Here is a 1,232-nt window from a genome sequence, read left to right as displayed (position 1 = left end):
TGTAATCTTCCCTTAGCTAGCTACATTCAAAACTAAAGAATTCCAATCAGATTTGCTATTGCTATCCTGTTGGAATGTGGGAAACTCGGAGAGTTTTCCATATTTCAACAGGAATTCTGTCGGCGTTAACTGCCCCAAAGATGAATGAGGCCTTTCATTATTATACATCCACGCCCATGCCTCTGCGAATTTTCTTATCTCTTGGAGGCTGTCAAACATGTAACTGTCAAGTACGTCTTGCCTGAATGTTCTGTTGAACCGTTCGATCAAACTGTTCTGTGTCGGCTTCCCAGGCTGGATAAACTCCCATTGGATGCCGTTTTTCTCACACCAGCCACGCATGGCTTCGGCTACAAATTCCGGTCCGTTGTCCGAGCGGATCTTCTCGGGCTTGCCACGCCATTCCAGTAATTTTTCCAGTTCCCGGATCACCCGCTGTGCAGGAAGGCTCGTGTCAACCGTAATGGAAAGTGCCTCCCTGCTGAAATCATCGATGACGTTCAGCGTACGGATCGTTTTCCCGTTGGCAAGTGTATCGTGCATGAAGTCAAGGCTCCAGGTGATATTGGGGCCGACAGGACATAACAAAGGAGCCTTTACCCGGGCAGGAAGGCGTTTCTTCCGCTTATTTCTAAGATTCAGACGCATAGCTGTGTATATTCGATAAACACGTTTGTGGTTCCACATATACTGTAACTTCCTAAGACGGTGGTACATCATCCAGAAACCCCATGTGCGGTGCAGACTGGCCAGAATAGAAAGCTGCTCGATGACTTCCGTGTCATCCCTGCGCTTTGCACGGTAGTAAAAAACAGATGTACTGATGTTAAATGTCACGCAGGCCTGCCGTAGGCTCATCCCGAAATCTTCACGGGCATGACCTACAAGCTCGCGCTTTTCGGCAGGCCCTAGAGCTTTTTTTCGATAACGTCTTTTAAAACCGTGTTCTGCAATGTCAGCTCGGCAACGATCTTTTTATACTGTGCCAGCTCTCGCTCCATATCCTTCATCTGTTTGAGCTGTGACACCTCCATGCCCGAATATTTGCTCTTCCATCCGTAAAAGGTACCCTGGCTGATACCGTGCTCACGGCAGATATCCGTAACCGATGACCCGGTTTCCTGCTCCTTCAAAATCTTGATGATTTGTGATTCACTAAACTTACTTTTTTTCATTGTCCCTAAATTATAAAACTACATTAATATGCGTAGCTGTTTTCGGGGAAGATTACA

1 protein-coding gene is annotated in these 1,232 nt (G+C 46.8%); it reads right to left on the bottom strand.

The window, feature by feature from the left end; translation table 11 throughout:
• Positions 1-12: 12 nt before the first annotated feature.
• Positions 13-1,175, bottom strand: a protein-coding gene (locus tag IEX60_RS24690; RefSeq protein WP_229717789.1) for an IS3 family transposase whose coding sequence is annotated in 2 segments (ribosomal slippage) — positions 13-923 and positions 923-1,175 — 1,164 coding nt in all. Because the reading frame shifts where the segments join, the coding sequence is not laid out codon by codon here.
• Positions 1,176-1,232 lie beyond the last annotated feature (57 nt).

Origin of the sequence: Parapedobacter defluvii (genome assembly GCF_014642075.1) — a bacterium.
GTDB lineage: Bacteria > Bacteroidota > Bacteroidia > Sphingobacteriales > Sphingobacteriaceae > Parapedobacter > Parapedobacter defluvii.
Note: the sequence above shows the minus strand (reverse complement) of the source record. Positions and strands in the feature narration are given on the sequence as shown.